We start from the raw sequence: 16,106 nt of genomic DNA, 5'->3' as shown, positions 1-16,106 counted from the left end.
AAGGCCGCCCTGGTCCTGGCCACCGCTGGTCTCGCCGCGGCCGGTGCCGCCGGCTCCGCAATGGCCGACTCGTCGGCCGAGGGTGCCACGGATACCCTTGACCGGTGACCGACGCCCAAGAAACCGCAGCAGGCCTGCGCACCACCACCGGGGGCGGCCCCCCGGACGACGAGGTTTCGTCCGACGGGCTGCCGATTCCCTTGCTAGAACCGCGCGAGGGCATCCCTCCGGTGGTCGCCGATGCCGCCGCGCTCGCCGAGGTGGTCGCGGCCTTCGCCGCGGGCACCGGCCCCGTCGCCGTGGACGCCGAGCGCGCCTCCGGCTACCGCTACGGCCAGCGCGCCTACCTCGTACAGCTGCGCCGCGAAGGCGCGGGCTCCGCACTGATCGACCCGGTGGGCTGCCCCGACCTCTCCTCCCTGGGAGAGGCCCTGTCCGGCACCGAGTGGATCCTGCACGCCGCCACCCAGGACCTGCCCTGCCTGCGCGAAATAGGCATGGCGCCCACCTCCCTCTTCGACACCGAGCTGGCCGGCCGCCTCGCCGGCTTCCCGCGGGTCGGACTCGGCGCGATGGTCGAGGGGGTCCTCGGCTACTCGCTGGAGAAGGGCCACTCCGCCGTCGACTGGTCGACCCGTCCGCTCCCCGAGCCGTGGCTGCGCTACGCCGCGCTCGACGTGGAGCTGCTCGTGGACCTGAGGGACGCGCTGGAGAAGGAGCTGGACCGGCAGGGCAAGCTGGACTGGGCCCACCAGGAGTTCGACGCCATCTGCGCCGCACCGCCCGCACCGCCGCGCAAGGACCCGTGGCGCCGTACGTCCGGCATGCACAAGGTGCGCCGGCGCCGGCAGATGGCCGTGGTCCGGGAGCTGTGGGAGTCCCGGGACCGGATCGCGCAGCGACGTGACGTGTCACCGGGCAAGGTGCTGGGTGACGCCGCGATCGTCGAGGCCGCGCTCGCCATGCCGCTGAACGTACAGGCCCTCTCCGCCCTGCCCGGCTACGGGCAGCGCATGGGCCGGCGCCAGCTGGACCAGTGGATGGCGGCCGTGGAACGGGCGAAGGCCCTGCCCGAGGCCGAACTGCCGCTGCCGGGGGCGACCCCGGCGGGTCCGCCGCCGCCGCGTTCCTGGGCGGACAAGGACCCGGAGGCCGCGGCGCGGCTGGCCGCGGCCCGGACGGCCGTGTCGGCGCTGGCGGAGGGGCTGAACCTGCCGCAGGAGAACCTGATCACTCCCGACACGGTCCGCCGGCTGTGCTGGGAGCCGCCGCTGCGGCTGGAGGCCGACGCGGTGGCCGAGGCCCTGGCGGGCTACGGAGCCCGCCCGTGGCAGATCGAGCAGGTGACGGACGCCCTGGTCACGGCGCTGGCCGCGACCCCGCCCGCGGCGGCTCCGGAGCCCGCGCCCGAGGACTGACGCACCCACGGCCGCGCCCGCGGCCATGGCGGAGCCCTCCGGCCCTTCAGCCCTCGCGCCCTTCAGCCCCTCGGCCCTTCGGCCGGGGGGCTCCGTCATGTCCCGGTTCCGCTACAGCGGGGCCCGACTCCTTTTGAACACGCTCAAAGCCTCCTAGATTTTGAACGTGATCAAACATGGGTGGGGACACGACACGTGGCTGGCCGACTTCGAGGCCGAGCGGGAGCGGCGGGCCGAGCGCGGCGATCCGGACTGGAACCGGACCGCCGCACTCCCCGCGGAGCTGGTCCGGAGCCTGCAGCGGTTCCAGGTCGGGGAGGACGGGGACGGCTCCGCGCTGATCGGCAAGGCCGACCGGGCGGGCGATCCGGTGTACGCACGGGCCGTACGGCTCTTCGTGGCGGAGGAGCAGAACCACGCCCGGATGCTGGCCCTGCTGCTGGCGGCCGGGGGCGCGGGGACCCTGGCCGGGCACTGGAGCGACACCGTGTTCGTCCGGCTGCGGCGGCTGCTGGGCCTGCGCGTGGAGCTGCTCGTCCTGATGGTGGCGGAGGCGGTGGCGCTGCGGTACTACCGGGCCGTGCGCGACGGGGCCGCCGATCCACTGGCCTCGGAGGTCGCGGGCCGCATCCTGGCCGACGAGGAACGCCACGTCCCCTTCCACTGCCTGCGCCTGCGCGAGGCCCTGGCCCCCCTGCCGGCCCCCGCCCGCCGGGTGGCGGTGACGGCCTGGCGGGCCGTGCTGGCCGCCGCGGCCGTGGTGGTCGCCGTGGACCACGGCCCGGCCCTGCGCACCCTGGGCGTCGGCCGCCGGACCTTCGTCGCGGACACCGTCCACGCCTCGGCCCCCATGGCCGCCGCCATGGCGGCCGCCACCACGGCCTCCACCGCCGCCCCGCGCTCCTTCGCGCCGCGCATGCGGCGGGGCGGCGGAGTGTGACCTTCGCCGCTCCTTCCGAGGGGGGTGTGCATGCCGGTTACCGACAAGTAGCATGATGAGGTGAGCGGGCGCTCAGTCATCGGGAGCGCCCCCGCGCAGCAGTGCACACCCGCACCTGGAGGAGAGCCAACGTGCCTCGTACCGTCAGGGACGTCGTCTTCGTCGACGGCGTCCGCACCCCGTTCGGCAAGGCGGGCCCGAAGGGCATCTACAACGAGACCCGCGCCGACGACCTCGTCGTCAAGGCCATCCGGGAGCTGCTGCGCCGCAACCCGGACCTGGATCCCGCGAAGATCGACGAGGTCGCCATCGCCGCGACCACGCAGATCGGCGACCAGGGCCTGACGCTGGGCCGCACGGCCGGCATTCTCGCGGGCCTGCCGCAGTCCGTCCCGGGCTACTCCATCGACCGCATGTGCGCCGGCGCGCTCACCGCCGTGACCGCCGTCGCGGGCGGCGTGGCCTTCGGTGCGTACGACGTCGCCCTCGCCGGCGGTGTCGAGCACATGGGCCGCCACCCCATGGGCGAGGGCGTGGACCCGAACCCGCGCTTCGTCTCCGAGAAGCTGGTCGACGAGTCCGCCCTGTTCATGGGCATGACCGCCGAGAACCTGCACGACCGGTACCCGACGATCACCAAGCTCCGCGCCGACGAGTACGCCGTGCGCTCGCAGGAGAAGGCCGCCAAGGCGTACGCAGACGGCAAGATCCAGCAGGACCTGGTGCCGATCTCGGTGCGCAACAACAACGAGGCGGCCGGTGAGACGGGCTGGGGCCTGGTCACCGCCGACGAGCCGATGCGTCCGGGGACCACCCTGGAGAACCTGGCGGGCCTCAAGACCCCGTTCCGGGTCCACGGCAACGTCACCGCGGGCAACGCCGCCGGTCTCAACGACGGTGCCACGGCCGCGATCATCGCGTCCGAGGACTTCGCCCGCGAGAACAACCTCCCGGTCAAGATGCGCCTGGTCTCGTACTCCTTCGCGGGTGTCGAGCCGGAGGTCATGGGCTACGGCCCGATCCCGGCCACCGAGAAGGCGCTGGCGCAGGCCGGTCTGACGATCGACGACATCGGCCTCTTCGAGGTCAACGAGGCCTTCGCGGTCCAGGTCCTCGCGTTCCTGGAGCACTACGGCATCGCCGACGACGACGCCCGCGTCAACCAGTACGGCGGGGCCATCGCCTTCGGTCACCCGCTCGCCTCCTCCGGCGTGCGCCTGATGACCCAGCTGGCCCGTCAGTTCGAGGAGCAGCCGGAGGTCCGCTACGGCCTGACCACCATGTGCGTCGGCTTCGGCATGGGCGCGACCGTCGTCTGGGAGAACCCGAACTTCACCGCCGAGGGAGACAGCAAGTGAGCACCACCACCACTGAGCTCCTGAAGGGCGCGGCCGAGCTGTTCCCGGACGAGGTCGTCACGCGCGCGCTCGTACGCCACCTGGACCTGCCCTTCGGCGCCGGGCGCTTCGCGCTCGTCACGCTGGACAACGGCCTGGACCACACCAAGCCGACCACCTTCGGCCCGCAGTCCCTCGCCAACCTGAACGCGGCGATCGACCAGGTCGAGCAGGAGGCCCTCGCAGGCTCCATCGTCGGTGCGGGCATCACCGGCAAGCCCTTCATCTTCGCGGTCGGCGCCGACCTCAAGGGCGTCGAGCTGCTCAAGCAGCACGACGAGGCGCTCGCCATCGGCAAGGGCGGCCACGACGTCTTCAAGCGCCTTTCGGCGCTGGCCGTCCCCACCTTCGCCTACTACAACGGCGCGGCGATGGGCGGCGGTGTCGAGGTCGGTCTGCACTGCACCTACCGCACCGTCTCCAAGGCCATCCCCGCCTTCTCGCTGCCCGAGGTCTTCCTCGGCCTGGTTCCCGGCTGGGGCGGCTGCGCCCTGCTGCCGAACCTGATCGGCGCGGACCGCGCGGTCTCGGTCATCATCGAGAACTCGCTGAACCAGAACCGCCAGCTCAAGGGCAAGCAGGTCTTCGAACTGGGCATCGCGGACGCGCTGTTCGAGGGCGCGGACTTCCTGGAGCAGTCGCTCCTGTGGACCGCCCGCGTGCTGAAGGGCGAGACCGAGGTCGTACGCGACGAGATCGACCGCGGCGAGGCCTGGGACGCGGCGGTCGCCCGCGGCCGCTTCATCGCGGACTCCAAGGTGCACGGCGCGGCCCCGGCCGCCTACCGCGCGCTGGAGATCATCGAGGCGGCCAAGGACGGCGACCTGCAGAAGGGCTTCGACGCCGAGGACGCGGCCCTGGCCGACCTCATCATGGGCGGCGAACTGCGCTCCGGCATCTACGCCTTCAACCTGGTCCAGAAGCGCGCCAAGCGCCCGGCCGGCGCCCCGGACAAGAACCTGGCCCGCCAGGTCACCAAGGTCGGCGTCGTCGGCGCGGGCCTGATGGCCTCGCAGCTGGCGCTGCTGTTCCTGCGCCGCCTGGAGGTGCCGGTGGTCCTCACCGACATCGACCAGGAGCGCGTGGACAAGGGTGTGGGCTACGTCCACGCCGAGATCCAGAAGCTGCTCGGCAAGGGCCGGATCAACCAGGACAAGGCCAACCGCCTGACCGCCCTGGTGACCGGTGTCCTGGACAAGGCCGAGGGCTTCGCGGACGCGGACTTCATCATCGAGGCCGTGTTCGAGGAGATGTCCGTCAAGCAGAAGGTGTTCGCGGAGGTCGAGGCGGTCGCCCCGGCGCACGCGATCCTCGCCACCAACACCTCCTCGCTGTCGGTCTCGGAGATGGCCTCCAAGCTCCAGCACCCGGAGCGCGTGGTCGGCTTCCACTTCTTCAACCCGGTCGCCATCCTCCCGCTGCTGGAGATCGTCCGCGGTGAGCAGACCGACGACGCCTCGCTGGCCACGGCCTTCGGTGTCGCGCGGAAGCTGAAGAAGACCGCGGTCCTCACGAAGGACGCCCCGGCGTTCGTCGTGAACCGCATCCTGACCCGCTTCATGGGCGAGATCCAGAACGTCATCGACGAGGGCACCCCGGTGGTCACCGCCGAGAAGGCCATCGAGCCGCTCGGCCTGCCGATGTCCCCGCTGGTGCTGCTGGAGCTCGTGGGCCCGGCGATCGGTCTGCACGTCTCCGAGACCCTGAACCGCTCCTTCCCGGAGCGCTTCACCGTCTCGCCGAACCTGGCCGCGGTCGTCAAGGCCGGCAAGCGCGGCTTCTACGTCTACGACTCCGGCAAGCCGGAGCTGGACCCCGAGGTCGCCGCCCTCCTCGTCCAGGGCGATGTCGTCCTGACCGAGGAGCAGGTCCGCGACCGCGTCCTGGACGCGGTGGCGCAGGAGATCGGCCTGATGCTGGAGGAGGGTGTCGTGGCCGAGGCCCAGGACATCGACCTCTGCCTCATCACGGGTGCGGGCTGGCCCTTCCACCTGGGCGGTGTCACGCCGTACCTGGACCGCGAGGGCGTCTCCGAGCGGGTGAACGGCAAGAAGTTCCTGGCCCCGGGCCTGGCGAGCGTTCCGGTCTGATCCGGTCCGATCCCGCCCGACGGCTGCGGCCGGTGCCGTACCGCCCCTGCGGGGGTGGTGCGGCACCGGCCGTTTCGCGTGGCGGAAGTGGTGCGTGGCGGGGGTGGTGCTCAGCGCGGGAAGACGGCCAGCGCGTTGGCCACGGGCCGCTCGATGACGTCACCCGGGTTCTCCCGGGGGTTGTTGCGCACTTCCCCCCGTACGACCATGGTCGTGGACCCGCCGCCGTCGAGGCCGATGGCGTCCTGGGCGCCGAGCGAGGCCATGAGCTCGGCGGCCTCGGCGAGCGTGGCTCCGGCGTCCACACCGGGGTTGCGGCCGTCGATGGTGACCAGGAGCAGCGCGCCGTCCTCGGTGATGCCGGCCACGGTGCGCGGGGCCTTGCGCGGGGTGGAGGCGGCGGCGCCCAGCGCGGACTCCCCGTCCTTCAGCAGCCGGTAGCGGCCGCCCACGGCCGTCTCGACGTCACCGTCCAGGGGCAGTCCGACCATGTCGTTCATCTGGACGGAACGCTTGATCCGGTCGCCCCTGCGGGCGTGGGCCCGCAGCCAGTCGGCTCCCTCGCCCGTGGCGTAGAGCGTGCTCCCCTTCGCGGGTATCCGCCCGCCGGCGGGCTTGCGGACGTCCACCACCCGCCCGTCGGCGTCGAGGACCGCCTCCGTGCTGCCCGGAGCGCCGGGCGGAGTACGGTCGCCCCACTGCTCGGTGAAGGCCACGAGCTCGTCGCCGTCGAGGCACAGACCGCCGTACGGCTCCTCCATCGGCTCCTCCGTGACGGCCAGGCGGTCGCCGCCGACGCCGCCGCAGCCCAGGACGCGGCCCGCGACCCGGTTGATGCCGTCAAGCTCCGCGCGTGCGCCGTCGTCCGAGATCACCTGGCCCTCCGTGGTGACCTCGTCGATGCGGGCGTCGAGCCGACCGTCGCGGGTGCCGAGCAGCAGGGCCGTCCGGCCGTTCGTCGCCTCGCTGAGGAGCCGCCCGTCCTCGGCGTACAGGCCCAGCGGGTCCCCGTCGTAGCCGCCGTAGTTCTTGCCGGTGGCGATGTCGAAGTAGGAGGCGTTGACGGCGGCCACCGCCCCGGCGGCCTCGGCCATCTCCCGTACGGTCTCGGCGTGGGCGAGGGACTTGCCGTGCACGGCCCCGACCCTGGCCCGGGCGTCGGTCCGGATCGCCAGCATCCTGATGTGGGACTCCGCGCGGCCGTCGAGCTTGCGGACGAACTCCTTGTAGGTGACCCCCTCGGGCAGCGCGTCTTCCGGGACCGGTGCCCGTGAGGACTGACCCGGCTCCGGGAACCCCGATCCGCTCGAACATCCCGCCAGCGTCACGGCCATGGCCAGGGCGGCCGCCAGTCGCAGGCGCCTACCCATGGACGGCACGCAGTGCCCCCGGCGACATGCCCGGGTCGCCTATCCGGACGGTGACGTGCGCGTGCACGAGGTGTCCCGCCGCGTCCTCGTATGCGCAGGTGAAGAAGTCGTAGCCCTGGTAGGCCGCGGGGGCCTGGTAGACCACCGTGCCATCGGGGGCGCAGTGCAGCATGCCCTGCCGGGGGATGCCCACGCCGGTGCGGCGCAGTCCGTGTTCGGCGTCCGGGGGCAGGGTGAACTGCCCGCCGGGGGGCAGGTGCAGGGCGCGGCCGGGGATGCTGTGGCGGCGGATCCAGAACCCCTGGTCCTCGATGCCGGAGCTGGGGATCAGCTTGTCGCCCTCGGCGGGCATGAGGCCGACCACCACGCGCGGGAGCATGGTCGCACCGTCGGGGGCGTCCGCCTTCACCTTGACGGTGCAGGTGTGGGTGACGGCCTCGGTGCCGGAGGCGAAGCCCATGTAGCGGCCGTTCTCCAGCAGGCGCAGGCCCGCCATGTCACCGAGGACCACCGCGTCGCCCAGGGTGTCACCGAGGACGTAGCCGTACGTGCGGTACGCGCCGCCGCTGGGCGTCAGGGTCATGGCCAGGGTGAACTCCTGGCCGGGGACCAGGGGCCGGCCGGGGTCGGCCGAGGCCGCCAGGTCGAGGACGGCGCTGAGGCCGCCCAGGCTGATCCAGGCGCGGGCCACGGGGAACCAGGCGGCCGCTTCGCTTCTCATGCCTTCGCTCATGCCGTCGCTCCCGCGATGGCCGCGCCGACCCGGTCCTTGGTGAGCCGGTCGAATTCGGCGTCGTCGGGGAACTGCACGGCCTGGTTCGCGTCGAACTGGTTCTCCAGGTTGCGGAAGAACGGGGCGGGCAGCAGCTCGCGCGACCGCAGCTCGCCGGCCACGAACCGCGCGCACTCCACGGCGCCCACCGGCCGCAGGTGCGTGTTGTCCGCCACCCCGTCCGGATAGTTGGGGTGCTCGCCCGGTTCGAGGTGGAGGAAGACCTGCTTGCAGCCCTGCGGGCCGAGCTGCCGCCACCAGGCGACGGTCCACTCGTTGAGGTCGATCACGGGGACGGACATCTGCGCCGCCACCTCGCGCATCGCCGCGGGGTAGAGATGCAGCGGCCGGCGGAGGTTGCCGAACCGGTCGAAGACCGCTCGCTCCTGGCTCGGGACGAGCACGGGGTGGGCGCCGCCCAGCCGGGTCTCGACGACGTAGCGCCGCAGGTTTTCCTGGTGGTCGCCGAAGGCCTCGGTGTACAGGTCCGCGCCGGGCTTCATCTCGTTGAGCCCGAAGGAGATCAGGTGCAGGTCGCCGGGACGGAGGTGCTCCACGACCCAGCCGAGCCTGCCCCGCTCCATGAAGCTCTTGGTGCTGGCACCGGCCCGGGCGCAGTTGATCACGTCCGCGCCCTGAAGGAAGATCGGCAACGCCTGTCCCCAGCCGGTCATGGGGGCCATGCTGCCCGGGCGGCTGCACACGCTCGATCCGCCGGACAGGAAGATTGCCGTCATGGTGCGTCCTTCATGTGTCTCAGAACTCCCCGAAGCCGCGTGCCCCGAGGTGCAGCTGCGCCCGCTGGTCGCCGACGATGTTGGCGTCCATGGACTCGATGACCTGGAAGGCCCGTTCGCAGTTGGAGGTGTCACGCAGGACGAAGAACTCCTCGGCACGCCGACGGTACTGCGGTTCCACCTCGAACTGCCGCTCGATGGTGGCGATGATCTCGTGGACGGCGTGGTCGACCGTCCGGCAGGCCGGTCCGAAGCCGTCCCGCGCGAGGTCGAAGTAGCCCCGCTTGTAGTGCTTGCTGTAGAAGGACTCGTCGTCGAAGTTCGTGTAGACGATGGGCTTGCCCATGTACGCCACGTCGAAGAACACCGAGGAGTAGTCCGTGACCAGCATCGAGCACTCGCGCATCGCGAGCTGCACGTCGCGGCCCGTCGTCGACACCGTGACCGACGGGTGGTCGATCTTGAAGTGGTTCAGGTAGGGGCGGATCTCGTAGTGCGGCATGAACTCCAGTTCCACGCCGTAGTACTGGATCGCGCTCAGCAGCCGCTCGTTGCGCAGCAGCGCGGAGAAGAACCGGTAGTACTCGGACGCCGCGAACGGGATCTCGGGCTTGGCCGCCTTGTTGTACGAGGGCGCCACGATGTCGCGGCGCCAGGTCGGCATGACCAGGATCCGGCGGGGTCCGTTCACCGGCTCCAGGGCGTCGAAGCGGGGCAGGCCGGTCGCCGCGACGCGCGCGTAGCCGTAGCCGCAGTGCTCGGCGTAGTAGGAGCGCTCGCTGCGCCCGGTGGTGAGCACCATGTCGACGTTGGTGGCCTGGCCGTGGATGGAGGCCACGACGTCGTTGTAGACGACTCCGTGCTGGAGGAACACCCGCTTGTAGCGCAGCAGGTCGCCGTAGCCGCGCAGGAACGCCCGCTTGAGGAGACCGGGGAAGCCCAGGTAGGCCTCCAGGTCGTAGGCGTTGATGAGCCGCTCCGCGTGGAGCAGGTAGGCGCGGTGCTTCCATGACAGCCGGTCGATGACCTGCCCGTACCGGGCGACCTTGTCCCAGTCGGGGGAATCGCCGTTGATCGAGTAGTAGACCTTGGTCTTGGGCCGGTTCTGCCGGATCCACTTGAACAGGTGGTAGCTGTTGTCCTGGGCGGTGTCCTCGCGCTCGCCGATGATCCAGATGCCCCGGTTGTGCAGGTAGGGGTACGTGAGCCAGTACATGAGGCGCGTGCGCCAGCCCGGGCGGCCCGGCAGCGAGCCGAGCAGCTCCCACTTGAACCGGCGCAGCTTGTCCTTGCACCGGGCAGAGAACCCGCGTACCCAGCGGATGGTCACGTGCTCCTGGTCGTCGATGGACACCACGAAGCGCTGCCGGCCCCGGGTGTGCACGCCCTTGAAGCGGTGGAGCATCTGGCGGGCCGCCAGCGGGACGTCGTGGTGCCGGTCCTGGTCGACGACGCGGATCACCATGGACAGCTCGGCGTTGGCCAGCCGGTCGAGGGTGCCCGGGCGGGCCGTGGCGCGCCAGCCGGAGAACCAGTCCTGGTTCCTGCGGGTGCGCCAGCGGTCGCGGCGGTAGTTCTGCTCCACGGGGAGCGTCACCTCGCGCCGCCCGTCGGAGAGCACCAGCTGGAGCTCGTTGGTGTACCGGGCGTTGATGTCCACGCCGGAGAGGACGAGGAGCCCCTCGAAGTGGATCTCGCCGCCGGTCCAGTCGAAGGTCTCCAGGACGGCGCTGGCCCGCGGCACGCGCAGCAGCGTGGTGCGCACCGGGTCGGACACCAGCCGGCGGTAGACGCCCTCTTCGTCGAGGAAGAGGGTGGGCAGGTACTCCGGCGCGCCCAGCGGGTCCGCGAAGAGGTCGAGGTTGCCCGTGACGATCGCGTGGTGCTGCACCTTGGACTGCGGGTGGACCGCGTACTGCAGGATCACGTCGTCGGGGATCTGGCTGTAGACCGAACCCAGCAGGGGCAGCACCGAGGCGAGCTCGGGCCGGCTCATGATGCGGTGCATGTTGCGCACGTAGGGCTGGAGGGTACGGACGACGAAGCGCTGGGCCAGGACGAGGGTCCGCGGCGGGGATCCCTGGACCGAGGCCAGGACGTGCGCGGCGAGCCGGACCCGGTCCACCGTTTTGACGGGGTCGTTCCAGGGCGAGTCGAAGAGCGAGTTCTGGTTCTGCTCGTCGCGCTCGAAGAAGCGGGCGTCCGGGGCGATGGCCACGGCCCGCGCGTAGAGCACGGCCGGGACGGTGAACCAGTCGTCCTCCACACCCGGGCCCGGGCCGCCGCGGAAGCCGTGCTGCCGTATGTAGGAGGTCTTGAAGAGCTTCCCGCCGAGGAGGGTGGAGAAGACGAGGTACGGGGCGTCGGACAGCCGTCGGACGGGCTCCTTGGCGGTGAAGTACCGCTGCCACGGCTCGTCCTCGCTGCGCCAGGGGCCGGGGAAGTTGTCGGCCTGTCCGGCGACGACGTCGGCGCCCTTGACCTTGCGGGCGGCCGTGAGCAGCCGGCCGATGGAGTCCTCGCCGAGGATGTCGCGGGCGCGCGCGAACATCACGTAGGGGGCGGTGGCGTACTGCAGGCCGTGGTCGAAGGCGGCGCTGGAGCCCAGGCTGTGCTGGGTGACGACGTGCGCGTTGGGGTAGTAGGCGGCGAAGGCCGCGAGCTGCCGGTCGGTGCTGTCGTTCGATCCGTCGTCGACGAACACCACCTGGGTGCGGGCGAAGCTGCGCTGGGCCACGAGCGAGGCGAGGAACTCGCGCAGGTGGTACTCGTCGTTGTGGCAGTGGACGACGAGGGTGGCGGCGTAGCTCTCGGGCCGTTCCACGGGGCCGGTCGGGGCCGCGCTCTGCCACCACAGCCAGGGGGTGCCCCGCTCGGAGGTCTTGACCCGCTGTTCCCCGGTCTCGGGGCGCAGGCCCAGGTTGCCGCTGACGGTCTCGTAGACCTCGAAGACGCCCGCGGCGCAGGAGTGCCGCATGCCGGTGACGTCCACACCGCTGATGTTCAGCGCGGTGGAGACCCGCTCGCCGGCGTGCCGGAGCTGGACGAAGAAGTTCCAGTTGCCCACCCGGTCGGTCTTGTCCAGGGTGGCCTGGAGGTCGATCGTGGTGTGGTACCGGATCCAGTCCCGGTCGATCTCCACGCCGGAGACGGGGAAGTGGTGGTCGGCCTTGGTGCTGCGGCGGCGCAGCACGGCGATGAGCTCGATCTTGTCGTCGGCGGCGAACCGGCTGAACTGGTTGCGGATCGCGCCGGAGACGTGCAGCTCGCCGTCGACCATCTCGATCGACTCGGCCTTGTTGTACATGCGGGAGTCGCCGAGCTTGTGGCCGGTCAGCTCCAGCTCGGTGACTTCGAGGAAGCGCTCGGCATCGGGGTAGCCGAGCAGCGACCCGGACCAGAACACCCGGCCGTCGCGCTCCACGATGTCGGAGCTGATGACGCTGCGGCGCTTCATGTAGTCGGAGGCCGAGACCGCGATGTCGACGCGTCCGTGCATGAGGCCGAAGGCGCGGATCCGCTCCATGGGGCCGCACAGTTCGAAGGTGCCCTGGTCGAGGCTGTGCAGGTACGGGGCGACGGCCGAGAGGAATCCGGTGTGGAAGGCCTGGTCGCCGGTGCGCAGCTCGGGCGTGTACAGCCGCAGGTCGTGCGAGAGGAACTTGGCGCCCTTGCGGGCCAGCAGGTCCGGGCGGCCGACGCTGCGCAGGAAGCTGTCGGTGTACTGGTGCACCAGGACGCGGTCGCGGATGCTGCGCAGCTCGTGGCGGCGGTTGGTGATCGACGGCTGGTCGGACTCCCGCTCCCACATCCACCGGTAGACCGGGGTGGCGAGGAGGGTGAAGGAGCGCGCGTGGAAGTTCGCGACCGTGGAGAAGTAGGTGTCCTCGAAGTAGACGCCCTCGGGGAAGCGGATCCCGTGGTTGTCGAGGAAGTCGCGGCGGTACAGCTTTCCGGCGGCGATCGGGTCGTCGATCAGCTCGGGCATGCCGCCCAGGCCCGCGACCGTCTGGTCGGCCGGGTACAGCTGGGGCTGCCAGACGGTGACCTCGTCCGTGGCGTGGTTGATGCGCACGACCCGGCCGGCGGTGATCTCCGAGCCCGTCACGAGCGCCGAGGACAGGAGCGTCTCGGCCGCCTTGAGCGGGAGTTCGTCGTCGGCGTCGAGGAACATGACGAACTGCCCCGAGGCCGCCTCGATGCCGTTGTTGCGGGGGGCTCCGCAACCGCCGCTGTTCTGCGGCCGCTCGATGACCCGGACGCGTCCGTCCTGGGCCGCGAACTGGTGGGCGAGGGCGAGGGTGCCGTCGGTGGAACGGTCGTCGACGACGAGCACCTCGACGGCGCGGTGCGTCTGCGCCAGGGCCGACTGCATGGCCCGGGCGAGGGTGGCACTGGCGTTGAAGGCCGGTATGACGATGGTGACGCCGTAGTGCGATATGTCGACCGGGAAGCTCATCGAGAGTAGTGCTCCGGTTCGACGTAGCCGGGACCCAGCGCCTGGGCCGGAATCCTGGAGAGCTGCATGGTGTCCGTTGCCGTGCCCGTGTACTCGTCCGGGTAGGGCGCGGGGTACGGCACGAAGCCGGGGTCCTCGTACGGCTCGGGGGCGGGGAAGCGCTGGGCGGCTTCCTCCACCTCGCGCAGGGCGTCCTCGCCCCGGCGGCGGTGGCGTCCCGCGTGCAGGTGCTCGGCGATGGAGCCGGCGCGCGTCGGGATGTTGGCGGGGTCGAGGCGTTCCATCGTGCGCGTGAAGTCCCGGGTGGAGAGCCAGAACTTGAACATGATGACGAGCTCGAAGCCGCCCATCAGCGCGGCCGACACCGTCGTGGTCCACAGGATGTGGCCGATGACGGGTCCGACGATGAAGATGAACATCTGGAACTCGATGCCGCTGATGAGGTGCGGCCGGATGCGGCTCTGCACCAGCGCGTGGCGCACGCGCGCGTACCAGGGAAACTTCTCGCGGAACTGCTCGTGCAGGTCGATGACCTCGGCCTGCTCGGTGTCGGTGCTCTGGCGCTTGAGCTCGTCCGCCTGGCCCAGGGGGTTCTCGCGCAGCAGGTCCTCGATGAAGACGACCTTGCGCTCCTCCTCCTCGACTCCCTGTTCCGCCTGGCGGGCGAGGGTGACGGCGGCGATCTTGGCGCGCATGGACATGCGCATCTTGTAGATCTGGAGGGCGTCGACGTAGCGGAGCATGTCGAGGAAGATCACGACGAGGGCCGCGAGCAGGTAGATCTCTTCGTCGTGCTTGACGAACTGTCCGCCCATCAGGGCCAGGGCGCAGATCAGGACGCGGATGCGGTCGAAGACGTAGTCGAGCCAGCCGCCGAAGATGGTGCCGTTGCCCTTGAGGCGGGCGAGCTTGCCGTCGATGCAGTCGAGGATGAAGCTGAGGTGGTACAGGGCGGCGCCTATGCACAGCGAGACCCAGTCACCCTGGAAGAAGAAGTACGCCGAACCCAGGCCGACGAAGAGCGCGGCCCACGTCACGCGGTTCGGCGTGACGAAGTTCCATCGCGCCAGCACGCAGACGAGGCGGGTCGCTATCGGGTCGACCAGAAGGACCGTCCACCAGGCGTCCCGCTTCTTGCAGGTGAGCTTCTGGACCGCCTTCAGTGACAGCTTGGTCATAACCCCTCAGTCATCGACACCGGCACGGGATGTACAGGCAGAACCTTCATCCTGTGATCACGTGTGACGGCTTATGGCGGTCAGCGACGCCAACCATTCACTTACGGTTCAGGTAAAGGGCGTTCTTCAGACTTTAGCAAGACGCTACAGACGCGAGCTAGGCCGGAAGTCGGCAGCCTCGTCCGGCAAACCCCTACACGGCCCGACGAAACGCCCTTACTGGACACGCCAGGAGGTGAACTCCAGGCCATCGGATCCCAGTTGCTGCCGGGCGACGCGCAGCCGTCCGTCCGTTCCCACCGTGACGATCACCACACGGCCCTGGCTGTCGAAGGCCGCGGCGGGCGGGACGATGGAGCGCTCCCCCGACGGCGACCACCACACCCCGGTGTCCGGCCGGCCGTCCGGGTGCGCGCCGATCGCCGGCACTCCCCCGTCGCCGCCGCGCACGAGCACCGTGCAGCCCCAGCCCTGGATGTCGGCCCCCACCACCCCGGCGACCGGTCCGTCCCCGTCCGGTCCGCCGAGGCCCATCGGCGCATGGGCGCCCGGCCACCAGACGCAGACCTCGTTGGTGGCCCCGTAGCGGAAGCGCACCAGCCCCGATTCCGGGGCGGCCGAAAGGCTCCCCGCGCGGATGCTCACCGGGATCCGGGGATTCTCCTGCCAGCCCGACGCCGCACTCTCGCGGTACCAGTGCACGGCGGCGTCGGCCCCATGGGTCCGGGCCACCAGGTGCACACCGCCGTCGGGCGAGGCGAAGGCGGCCATCTCGTCGGAGAGCTTGCGCCCGCGCAGGGCCTCCCAGCCGCTCAGGGCCCCCTTCGGCGACTGGGTGCGCACGTTGACGCCCCGCCCGAAGTTGCGGACGAACACGTGCATGAAGCCGTCGGCGGCGAAGGCGGCCACCGGGAAGCCGATGGAGCGGACCGCCTGCCACGTGCCGTGGGGGTTGCCGAGCGAGACCCAGGGCCCGAGGGGCCGGCCGGTCTGGTACTGGGCGGCGCACACCACGTCGATCTCGGTGCCGCCGTCCTTGCGGCTGGTCCGGCGCATGCCGATCAGGTACGCGTACCCCTCGGGGCCCCGCACCACGGTCAGCCCCGGCATGAGGTCCGGCCCTTCGAGCAGCTCGGGTCCGCTCCACCCCTCGGCCTCGGTGCGGCCTTCCGTCCACCGGACGACGCCGGCGGCCGTGGGCAGGTACGCGGTCAGCCGGCCGTCGGTCCCGCTGACCAGCCAGCGGGACGGCAGCGGGTACCGGCCGGCGGACTCGGGGGGCAGCCCCGGATCCGTACCGGCCGCACGGCAGTCCACGAAGACGGGGACGCCGGCCTCCCGCTGGTAGCGGCGGGCCGCCCGCAGGGCGCTGCGCGCGGCCTTCCCGCGGGCCGGCGGCTCGGTGACGATCGGGAGCTTGCGCTCCTTGTCGTAGCTGACGTGCATGGGGTCCGGGTCGAGGGTGCGGACGCGGACGGGGCCGGTCTCGCGGAACACGTCGAGGATCTGCCCCGTGAGGTTGCCCGCCGCGGTGTCCAGGACGAAGGGGTCCCCGGAGAACCGGCAGCCGCGCCGGCGCGCCTGCGCCACGGCCGCCTCCAGAGCACGGTGCTCGCCTTCGCCGGCTCCGTCGAGGCAGACGATCTCGATCACCGAGCCGTCGGGCTCCGAGGCGATCAGGGGGACGGCGTCACCGGGCGCGGCCACGACGATCGCCACTGGAGCGGTCCGGGCCGGCCCCGTAC

Annotated in this window: 10 protein-coding genes; 4 read left to right on the top strand and 6 right to left on the bottom strand. The window is 71.2% G+C overall.

Features of this window, described 5'->3' with window-relative positions:
* The first annotated feature begins 104 nt into the window (after positions 1 to 104).
* The 4 genes from ACWCP2_RS30955 to ACWCP2_RS30940 all read left to right on the top strand — a co-directional run bounded on the left by ACWCP2_RS30955 (position 105) and on the right by ACWCP2_RS30940 (position 5,845).
* On the top strand, positions 105 to 1,418 hold the full coding sequence (locus ACWCP2_RS30955; RefSeq protein WP_450911869.1) for an HRDC domain-containing protein: 1,314 nt from the start codon (positions 105 to 107) through the stop codon (positions 1,416 to 1,418).
* Positions 1,419 to 1,584: 166 nt separating this feature from the next.
* Positions 1,585 to 2,358, top strand: coding sequence for a ferritin-like domain-containing protein (locus ACWCP2_RS30950; protein ID WP_450911868.1), 774 nt, complete (start codon positions 1,585 to 1,587; stop codon positions 2,356 to 2,358).
* Between the two features lie 131 nt (positions 2,359 to 2,489).
* Entirely contained in the window at positions 2,490 to 3,716 is a 1,227-nt protein-coding gene (locus ACWCP2_RS30945; protein WP_112447308.1) for a thiolase family protein, read from the top strand.
* Positions 3,713 to 5,845 carry a 3-hydroxyacyl-CoA dehydrogenase NAD-binding domain-containing protein gene (locus ACWCP2_RS30940; protein ID WP_450911867.1) on the top strand — a complete coding sequence of 711 codons (2,133 nt, stop codon included), beginning with the start codon at positions 3,713 to 3,715 and terminating at the stop codon, positions 5,843 to 5,845. Before ACWCP2_RS30945 ends, ACWCP2_RS30940 begins: the two co-directional genes overlap by 4 nt.
* Before the next feature lie 110 nt (positions 5,846 to 5,955).
* Here ACWCP2_RS30940 and ACWCP2_RS30935 read toward each other — a convergent pair whose 3' ends face one another.
* The 6 genes from ACWCP2_RS30935 to ACWCP2_RS30910 all read right to left on the bottom strand — a co-directional run bounded on the left by ACWCP2_RS30935 (position 5,956) and on the right by ACWCP2_RS30910 (position 16,080).
* Positions 5,956 to 7,215: a phosphodiester glycosidase family protein gene (locus ACWCP2_RS30935; protein ID WP_450911866.1), complete on the bottom strand. Its 1,260-nt coding sequence runs from the start codon at positions 7,213 to 7,215 to the stop codon at positions 5,956 to 5,958.
* The gene (locus tag ACWCP2_RS30930) at positions 7,208 to 7,936 is read right to left on the bottom strand and encodes a hypothetical protein (RefSeq protein ID WP_450911865.1); all 729 of its coding nucleotides are present in this window, start codon (positions 7,934 to 7,936) and stop codon (positions 7,208 to 7,210) included. Before ACWCP2_RS30930 ends, ACWCP2_RS30935 begins: the two co-directional genes overlap by 8 nt.
* Before the next feature lie 8 nt (positions 7,937 to 7,944).
* Positions 7,945 to 8,724, bottom strand: coding sequence for a rhamnogalacturonan acetylesterase (locus ACWCP2_RS30925; RefSeq protein WP_450911864.1), 780 nt, complete (start codon positions 8,722 to 8,724; stop codon positions 7,945 to 7,947).
* Between the two features lie 19 nt (positions 8,725 to 8,743).
* The gene (locus tag ACWCP2_RS30920) at positions 8,744 to 13,183 is read right to left on the bottom strand and encodes a bifunctional glycosyltransferase/CDP-glycerol:glycerophosphate glycerophosphotransferase (protein ID WP_450911863.1); all 4,440 of its coding nucleotides are present in this window, start codon (positions 13,181 to 13,183) and stop codon (positions 8,744 to 8,746) included.
* Positions 13,180 to 14,361 (bottom strand): CDP-alcohol phosphatidyltransferase family protein, encoded by a 1,182-nt coding sequence (locus tag ACWCP2_RS30915; RefSeq protein ID WP_450911862.1) that lies wholly within the window; start codon positions 14,359 to 14,361, stop codon positions 13,180 to 13,182. Before ACWCP2_RS30915 ends, ACWCP2_RS30920 begins: the two co-directional genes overlap by 4 nt.
* Positions 14,362 to 14,577: 216 nt before the next feature.
* A complete protein-coding gene (locus ACWCP2_RS30910; RefSeq protein WP_450911861.1) occupies positions 14,578 to 16,080 on the bottom strand; it encodes a hypothetical protein in 1,503 nt (500 codons plus the stop codon).
* Positions 16,081 to 16,106: the final 26 nt, after the last annotated feature.

This window comes from Streptomyces sp. NPDC002104, from assembly GCF_053593795.1.
Note: the sequence above shows the minus strand (reverse complement) of the source record. Positions and strands in the feature narration are given on the sequence as shown.

Excerpts from the sequence above, each read along its gene's own strand:
- ACWCP2_RS30935 (WP_450911866.1), bottom strand. The coding sequence starts at position 7,215 with ATGGGTAGGCGCCTGCGACTGGCGGCCGCCCTGGCCATGGCCGTGACG.
- ACWCP2_RS30930 (WP_450911865.1), bottom strand. The coding sequence starts at position 7,936 with ATGAGAAGCGAAGCGGCCGCCTGGTTCCCCGTGGCCCGCGCCTGGATC.
- ACWCP2_RS30925 (WP_450911864.1), bottom strand. The coding sequence starts at position 8,724 with ATGACGGCAATCTTCCTGTCCGGCGGATCGAGCGTGTGCAGCCGCCCG.
- ACWCP2_RS30920 (WP_450911863.1), bottom strand. The coding sequence starts at position 13,183 with ATGAGCTTCCCGGTCGACATATCGCACTACGGCGTCACCATCGTCATA.
- ACWCP2_RS30915 (WP_450911862.1), bottom strand. The coding sequence starts at position 14,361 with ATGACCAAGCTGTCACTGAAGGCGGTCCAGAAGCTCACCTGCAAGAAG.